Genomic DNA, 7,124 nt, shown 5'->3' on the forward strand with positions numbered 1-7,124 from the left:
GTTCAACCTCAGACGTGCCTTCAAAAGTCGGCCCTGTCCGGCTGTTTCCGGCAAGGGGCGTAAGGTCCAGTCATCTGGATGCGTTGGTGTTGACGCCTTTGCCTCGCCCGACTTGGGCGGTGGAAGCAATCGTTCCTTGAAGCGCGTATCAGCGTAATAGCGTGCCTTCTCGGCCCGAACAGGCGGGGTGCCGGTTGCCATGACAATTTCATCGGCTGGTGGAAGCTGCATGATTTCACCGGGCGTCAGGAGCGGGCCCGCACTTTCCTGACGCGAGACCATCAGATACCCCAGCCAGGGTGACAGGCGATGCCCGGCATAGTTTTTCTGCGGCCGGATTTCGGTGGCGGTCCCCAGCGCATCCGAAACCCGTTTGGCGGTCCGTTCATCATTGGTAGCGAAGCTGACCCGCACATGGCAGTTATCGAGGATCCAGTTGTTCTGACCGTAGGCTTTCTCAATCTGATTGAGACTTTGGGCGATCAGAAAAGCCTTGATACCGTAGCTCCCATGAACGCCAGAGCGCTTTCAAAGAAGTCGAGCCGTCCGAGTGCGGGAAATTCATCCAGCATCATCAGCAGGCAATGATTGTGCTTATGTGCGTTCAGATCCTCCGTCAGCCTGCGCCCTATCTGGTTCAGCATCAGACGGATCAGCGGTTTGGTGCGACTGATATCCGAGGGTGACACGCTGAGATAAAGCGTGGTGGGACGACGCCCTTTGACAATATCCGCAATCCGCCAGTCACAACGCGAGGTAACTCTCGCGACGACCGGATCGCGATACAGGCCTAGAAACGACATGGCGGTGGAGAGCACGCCAGACCGTTCGTTGGGAGATTTGTTCAGCAGTTCACGGGCGGCGGATGCAACCACCGGATGCGGGCCATCCTTGCCAGATGCTTCGTCTGCATCATCGCAGCAAGCGTGGCTTCAATCGAGCGTTTCGGATCGGAAAGCAGGTTGGCAACACCGTAGAGCGTCTTGTCTTTCTCGGCGTACAGAACATGCAGGATAGCGCCCACCAGCAGAGAGTGTGATGTTTTCTCCCAATGGTTCCGGCGTTCAAGCGATCCTTCAGGATCGACAAGCACGTCCGCGACATTCTGGGCATCGCGCACCTCCCACTCCCCCTGGCGTATTTCAAGCAGCGGGTTGTAGGGATCAGAAGCCGGGTTGGTTGGGTCGAACAGAATGACCCGGCTAAAGCGGGCACGAAAACCCGCCGTAATCTGCCAGTTTTCTCCCTTGATATCATGGACGATGGTTGATCCGGGCCAGGTCAGAAGGGTTGGAATGACAAGCCCCACTCCTTTGCCGGATCGGGTCGGCGCAAAACAGAGGACATGCTCGGGACCGTTATGGCGGAGATAATCCCGCCCATACTGCCCAAGAATGACACCATCAGGATCGAGTAGTCCGGATTGCTGCAATTCCTCTCGACTGGCCCAGCGCGCACTTCCGTAGGTCGCCGCGCGTCTTGCCTCACGAGCACGACGGACAGACAGTGCGATTGCGGACGCCAATGCCAGCACACCGCCACAGCCCGCAATCCAACCGCCCCGTTCGAAGACATCCGGGGCATGCGCATCATAGGAGTACCACCACCAGAAAATCATGGGGGGCCAGTAGACGGGCCAATGATGCGCAAGCGTGAACCAAGGCGGACCAAGCTGGGGCTGAAAGCCCAGTTTCCACGCCACCCATTGCGTCGCCATCCACCATGATATGATGATCATGAGCAGGACGACGCTCACCTGCCCCCATAAAATCCGAGATCCGGACATAGTGCTTTCCTCCATACAATCCCATGGAGGAAAGGAAACGAAGACAGATACCTGGATTCAATGTTTTCTGCCCTGCCTGCGCAGTCCGCCGCAAAGGGGCGTAAAATTGTCAGCGCAAGCGTTACCAGAGCCCATTACAACAGCGTCTTTGGTCTTGGCGACAAAACGCACTAACAGCAGAGATCCGGACATGTGCTGACCAGCCACGCAGGCATAGTCATGCCTCGACGCACAATCTGACCATTCTCGATTTCAAGCACAGGCTCGGGCATAACGCCTGAATTATCAGAGATGACAACACGGTCAGACAGGCCAATAACAGTCGGAAGATTGACGAGGCTGCCAATATATCGTCTGCGAATGGCTTCAGGTTCAATAAAATGCCCACCACCCGCAGCGCGGGCCCTGACGCGCTGTACATTCATTTCAACCGACGCCAGAGCAATATATCTCAGCTCAACATGATATCCGGCCATCCGGGCCGCCGTGATGCGACGGATTATGGAGTGGCCGGATAATGTCGTTTCGAGAGAAATCGATTTTCCGGTTGCCAGAGATGCATTGAATATCTCGATGGCTCTTCGCCCGGCCTCCCGGTCGGCATCGCGCGGGCTAGCCGGATTGATCCCCCGCGCTATCTGGTCGGGGTCAATGACGACGTCGACTGGCTCAATGTCAGCGCTTGTGCCAACCCGCAGACTGCTTTTTCCAGAGCCGTTCGGTCCTGCGTAAATCAGTAATCGTGTCACGCTGGATAGGGAAAATCTTCGTCGCGGAACTCTTCCAGCGGTGCAAGACGTTCAACCCGACCGCCGGGGAATTCGCGCACAACCCATCCCTTCAGGACATAGGTCATAATCTCACCATTGGCTGCCCGGACTTCCCGCGCCCGCTCGCCAGCAACGCGGATCGCCTCAAAGCTGGCCCATGCATAATGCTGCCGTTCCTGCGTCTTGTGTCCGGACATCACGATCTCCATTAGATCACCAAATCTTCGGCGCTAGGTTAGCACAACCTCGGTCTGACAAGGGTATGTATTTTCCTAGTGCAATCAACATTGAGCATCGTCACCAGGAAAGTGACAAGGCAGTCGTGCAATCAGTCCCGTTTGGCACGAACCACAACAGTCGAAATTCCTCGCTCTGTAGCATACCGTGTCGCACGATCGAGAACTTCCTTCATAAGCCAGTCAAATGGACCCGATCCACCAAAATCCTTTTCTTTACTGTCGTAAAAATAGCCTTTTTCGACACCTCTCTCGTCTTTGTGAATAACGACGGCCACATGATGATTGGCCGGAATATCTTCTCTTGGAGAGAGATATACAATACTAGTCATTTTACCTCACACAAAATTATTTTAAAGTATAATCGTATTAAATCAGACTTCAGTAAGCTCGCGCACTTTAAGCTTACGCTCAAATTCTTCAACCTCTTGAATAGTGAAAGTTAGATGATGGTTAGTATCAAATCCGATCCATGTTCCGGCATTACCCGATTTTATCTTTCCTTTTATTTTCTCTTTTTTACTGCAAGATAAAAGGTTTCTGTCTCCCCAGCTAAAATCTGCTCCAAGATAGTGCTCAGAACTTACTACATTTTCAGCAAGAGCATGCATTTGAACATACTTCCCGTCATCAAGCTTAATCGAGTGTCCACGCATTACAAGAAAGTGTATTTCCGTCGTGTAACGAATTTTACCGTTGATGTTAGGATTAGGGTGTTCTGTAGTTGTTGGACCACGCACTCCGTAGTCTCCACTCTTAACAAGATCGGCTGGGAATTCAGACCTAAGCATCTGATAAACCAACATCTCTTTGCGAAGGATCAATCCACTTGTATCTCGTTTTGAGACCGCCTTGTCGACAGAGGATGGTAGGGAGCAGCCACACACTGTGTAATATGAGAAGTTAGTTTTTTGGAGATGTTTGATGATCCCGCTTGCTTTTTCGACAATGTCTGGGACAGGATCTGCTATGGCTGAGAGGTCGGCAAAATCTAAAATTACACAGCACTGCCGCGGATCAATATTCAATTCTTCAATAATACTATCTATATTTTCCTGAAAAAATTCCGGTTCAGAAAAATCTTCGATGGCAGTGATGTCCAAACGCAAACACCACCCATTAATTTGACAAAGAGGAATATTTTTCAGAGCCAACCTATACTCAGCACTCTCCCATCGATCATATCCGATAACTGGCGTCACAGGATTACCCGCTGCAGTCAAACGTGAAATGATATAAGGGATTACATGCTCACCATTCTCAGCCCGAGCATCCGGCGCCCACCGAAATCCATCGATCATTGCCGGCCGTTGAGGCCAATGATCCGCTATTTCATCAATCTTTCGGTCCAAGTAAGTTATAGTAGGATTTTCACTCTCCTTCATATACTTACGGCTACGAACACTTTCCGAAGGCGGATCAATCTCAAAGAGAATGGATAATTTATCCGAACTCCTATCATCCAGATGATAGATTGCCTCGAGTTCGTTTTGATTAGCCTTTAGAATAGAAATGTGCGTAGCTGACATTATACAGCATCCTCAAGCTCAGAAACGAACATGTTTTTACCTCTCCACTACCCAGCATATCACTGAATACAGAGAAATTCCCTGTATCCTTTCTTAATCTACCTGCGACTATCGCAGGATGTATCTTCAATTCTCGTGCAAGATTATTGATGCTCTCCTTACTTGGAGAGATATAAGCATCACTTCGCCGCCAAATAAGTCGCGGTATAAAGGCTTCTCCAGCGAGGCGATTGGCTTCAGCTTCACGCCTATCTTCCGATGAAACATTTAAATCATCAACAAAGGCTTCTTCATCTCCATCTAAATGTTTCCAAACATGAACCACTTCATGAAGTAATGTGAACCAAAAATTATCCAGCCTGTCGTATCGTAGCGTCAGAGCTATTATTGGCGTTCCATCTACATCTTTGAGAGCTGCCCCATCAACTTGCGTACCTTTTAGATGTCCTTCAAAAACCACAACAATCCCATGGTTCTGAAGATATTCGACAGCCAAAAGGGGGCCACGCTCTGACCAACTCAGTTGGGCTAACTCTCTCAAAAAACCTGAATTAATCTTACTAGGATCAAATGCATTCATATTATTTTTGGATACTCGCGCTTTCTGTATAACGCGAGCAAGCCAAGCATATAAAGCGTACACCGTCGTAGGCGACGTGGCGTCACCTGCAAGACTACGACGGAAAGATGCAGCTCCTATCTGCAGACCTGAACCCGCTATGTAATCTTTAATTACACTTTCAGCCAAACTAATACTTTTATTTGTAAGACGATCCATCCATCCACGACTTACCATTCTTTAATTGGAAATTTGGACCAATCGATTTCTTTTTTTACTGGAGCCACCTCATTTAAGCCAACAAGAGTATCAGCCGAAATGCCCAAACCAAGGGAAAGGGCACGTATCATCTGAACCGTCAAAGGCCGCTTACGGTTTAAGACCTCAGACACTCTGCTGCTAGTTCCAAAATACGGAATCAAATCCGCTCGCTTAAGGCCCCTTTCTTCCATGCGAAAAAGAATAGCATCAATCGGATCTGTTGGTTCTACCGGGCACTTCCCGTTTTCATAAGACTCGATGAGGACAGTCAAAACCTCCATCCGGTTTTGTTCGTCCGCCGTCAGAACTTCACTGCGTACGATCAGATCACCAACCTCCTTAAGGTAAGCGTGATACTGATCTTCAGTGCGAATGATTTTAGCGTCCATCATGGGTTTCAAGAGATTTTATTGCCGTTATAAGGGCTGTTCCTTGAGGAAAAGCGATCAAGACCTCTACTCCAGTTGGGCGGTGCAGTAGGGGAAATATGAAGCGGCTATCGCTATCGCGATAAGAGCGCGGGAATTGACTCGACACATCGGATGGATGTTTCCAGTGTGCATATTCGAGCTCTTTTATCCAATTAGCGATCCATTTACCTGTTTCACTGTCAGAAACGGCTAACGGCGCTAATTTTGTTCGACCAATCAACCGCACTGATGTTCCTCAATATGGGATCATTTATACCATCGATAACTCGATCGTAAACCTCCCAATTTGGGAGGACTTACTGGTTGTGTTATTCGTGCCCCCACCAGCGATCCTGCTAAAGCCAGGAACCGCCACCACATTAAAAATGCTTCAAACATGCATCACCGCGGCTCTCGCGATACTAACTCTGAGTGGGGTCTGGTCATTCCCAAAGCCGCGAATATCATCAAAGCGCGATGCCCATGTCCCGTTTGCGTCCGAACGACCAATCCACGCTCCCGTCTTCCCGTGCGACGCCGGAGACATGACGCCCGATCTGTTTCTCCAGCGATGGCGTCCAAGGGACAAGCTGGAACCCGAGGCCACCGTCAATCATGGCGAAATGCCCCGAGGCAAGGGTCAGGCGCTGCCGGTAGGTTCCTGTGACATACTCGCCGGCCTCAGCACTCTGGATGGGCTGACCGGTTTCGCGCGCCAGACGCTCGGCCATGTCCCGTATCTCCCGCGTCCGCATGGAGCAACCATGCCACGCGGATATTCGGCACCAGAGGCGAAGCCGCCCTCTCCCTCTTTCCGGGGCGCCAGCATGAAAAAAGCGGCTTCCGGGCACCGGAAGCCGCTGTCTCAAAATTCCAGACCTCATAAGGGTTACTCGGCGGCAATGGCCTCCACGCCTTCGCCCGCTTCCCGCATTTCGGCAGGGGTGTCATCTGGCCGCCCTATCGTGCGCAGCACCTCGGGCAGCCAGCCCGAACCATCGAGCAGCCGCTCGGCCTCGCGCGCCATGTCGGGCTTCTTCATGTGGGCGATGCGCTCTGCCGTCTCGTCGCCGCGTGCCTCCCGCACGGCTTGCAGGATGCGCGCCTTGGTCACCCGGCCGAGATAGTTCTCGACCGTGGGCTGCCAGCCTGCCTCGACCAGATCGAGCTGAGAGCCGATGCCAGACGGTCTGCACGCTTGAGACGCTCGGTGACGCTGCGCTGGGACACCGCGCCATAGGCGGGCATGCGCTCGTAGAGCGCGTTGACCCCAAAGGACAGGCAATGGGCCAGCAACGCCATACGGCTGGCATCGTCCAGGCCGTCGATCCAGCGCCACAGCGCATCCTCGTCATCGGGCAGGTCGTGCTTCCAGCCCTTGTTGCGCTGGCGCAGCGCGTGGGCTGGAAGACTGCCGGGCATATCGGGCGAATGGACCGGCAGCGAGATTTCGCGGACATAGGCTTCCAGGCAATCCGCGCCTGGTGTCTGCCAGTACACATCACGCACCAAGGTGTGCAGCAGTTCGGTCAGGGCGATGTGCGGGTTGCTGGCAAAAGCATCCCGCAGGGCG

Annotated in this window: 6 protein-coding genes and 3 pseudogenes; all 9 read right to left on the reverse strand. The window is 52.2% G+C overall.

Translation table 11 applies throughout. The annotated features are described in order from the left end of the window. Positions 1-1,786 (reverse strand): annotated as a pseudogene (locus JCM25156_RS22455) (conjugal transfer protein TraG); the annotation flags it as partial. Between the two features lie 170 nt (positions 1,787-1,956). After that, complete coding sequence (locus tag JCM25156_RS27870) at positions 1,957-2,535, reverse strand: zeta toxin family protein (protein ID WP_082770950.1); 579 nt, start codon at positions 2,533-2,535, stop codon at positions 1,957-1,959. Then, positions 2,532-2,765 carry a hypothetical protein gene (locus tag JCM25156_RS07515; RefSeq protein ID WP_242402539.1) on the reverse strand — a complete coding sequence of 78 codons (234 nt, stop codon included), beginning with the start codon at positions 2,763-2,765 and terminating at the stop codon, positions 2,532-2,534. The genes JCM25156_RS27870 and JCM25156_RS07515 overlap by 4 nt, the downstream gene beginning before the upstream one ends. Positions 2,766-2,884: 119 nt before the next feature. Then, positions 2,885-3,124 carry a hypothetical protein gene (locus JCM25156_RS28775; RefSeq protein WP_148299354.1) on the reverse strand — a complete coding sequence of 80 codons (240 nt, stop codon included), beginning with the start codon at positions 3,122-3,124 and terminating at the stop codon, positions 2,885-2,887. 42 nt (positions 3,125-3,166) lie between these two features. Next, complete coding sequence (locus tag JCM25156_RS27875; RefSeq protein WP_084296482.1) at positions 3,167-4,321, reverse strand: beta family protein; 1,155 nt, start codon at positions 4,319-4,321, stop codon at positions 3,167-3,169. Further along, positions 4,287-5,099 carry an ImmA/IrrE family metallo-endopeptidase gene (locus JCM25156_RS22460; RefSeq protein WP_199898843.1) on the reverse strand — a complete coding sequence of 271 codons (813 nt, stop codon included), beginning with the start codon at positions 5,097-5,099 and terminating at the stop codon, positions 4,287-4,289. The genes JCM25156_RS27875 and JCM25156_RS22460 overlap by 35 nt, the downstream gene beginning before the upstream one ends. An 11-nt stretch (positions 5,100-5,110) precedes the next feature. Next, positions 5,111-5,533 carry a helix-turn-helix domain-containing protein gene (locus tag JCM25156_RS29885; RefSeq protein WP_025812649.1) on the reverse strand — a complete coding sequence of 141 codons (423 nt, stop codon included), beginning with the start codon at positions 5,531-5,533 and terminating at the stop codon, positions 5,111-5,113. 485 nt (positions 5,534-6,018) lie between these two features. Further along, positions 6,019-6,306: pseudogene (locus tag JCM25156_RS32610) on the reverse strand (DUF3363 domain-containing protein); the annotation flags it as partial. A gap of 134 nt (positions 6,307-6,440) precedes the next feature. Beyond that, positions 6,441-7,124, reverse strand: a pseudogene (locus JCM25156_RS22465) (chromosome partitioning protein ParB); the annotation flags it as partial.

This window comes from Komagataeibacter kakiaceti JCM 25156 (assembly GCF_000613305.1).